Raw genomic sequence first — 989 nt, 5'->3', positions numbered from 1 at the left:
GACCGCGCCTCCCTGTTCGCCACCGCTATCAAAGCCTTCCGCTTTCTGCTCGGTTCTGCCGTTTTGGCCGTGGGTGCATGGCTTGCGATCCTTCAGGAAGTCTCTCCTGGCGTTATGATCGCAGCGTCCATCATCACCTCCCGTGCTTTGTCTCCTGTGGAGCAGGCTGTTGGCCAGTGGCGCGTGTTCATCGCAGCCCGTCAGGCCCGCACCCGTCTGGAAAAATCGCTGGAAGGTCTGGATGAGACCCCGCCAGAAACCGAACTGCCACTGCCCAGCAAGGCCCTCAATGTACAGCAAATCGCAACAGCACCTCCCGGTGCACGTGCTGTCACACTGGCTGGTGTCAACTTTGAGCTCAAGGCAGGTGACGGCATGGGCATTATCGGCCCGTCTGGATCTGGCAAAACCAGTCTGGTCCGTGCGCTTGTGGGTGTCTGGCCAATCCTGCGCGGTGCCGTTCGTCTGGATGGCGCTGAGCTGGGCCAGTGGTCGGAAGATCGTCTGGGCACAGCAGTTGGCTACCTGCCGCAGGATGTGGAACTGTTTGACGGCACCATTGCCGAAAACATCTCCCGCTTTGCGCCAGAACGCGATGACGAGAAGATTTTGGAAGCCGCCCAGCTTGCCAACGTGCATGAGCTGGTCACCAGTCTGGCTGACGGTTATGACACACAGGTTGGCGAAGGCGGGGCATTGCTTTCTGCCGGACAGCGCCAGCGTGTGGGTCTGGCCCGTGCGCTTTATGACAGCCCGTTCCTGATCGTGCTCGATGAGCCGAACTCCAATCTGGATTCAGAAGGCGAAGCAGCCCTGACCCGCGCTATCAAGCTGATGCGCGAGACCGGCAGCATTGTCATTGTCGTTGCCCACCGTCCAAGCGCGATCTCTGCTGTTGATCTGCTGCTTGTTGTGAAGGATGGCCAGCAGGCCGCCTTTGGCCCGAAAGACGAAGTCCTGCCAAAAATCAGCGCCCCAGCTGGTGTGCC

1 protein-coding gene is annotated in these 989 nt (G+C 60.0%); it reads left to right on the top strand.

Translation table 11 applies throughout. From position 1 onward, the window contains the following. Positions 1-989, top strand: a 989-nt coding sequence (locus tag PPL9_RS28950; protein ID WP_152986864.1) for an ATP-binding cassette domain-containing protein, incomplete at both ends; no start/stop codon positions are given.

Origin of the sequence: Pseudovibrio sp. POLY-S9 (genome assembly GCF_001431305.1) — a bacterium.
GTDB lineage: Bacteria > Pseudomonadota > Alphaproteobacteria > Rhizobiales > Stappiaceae > Pseudovibrio.
This window is presented reverse-complemented; position numbering and strand designations above follow the sequence as displayed.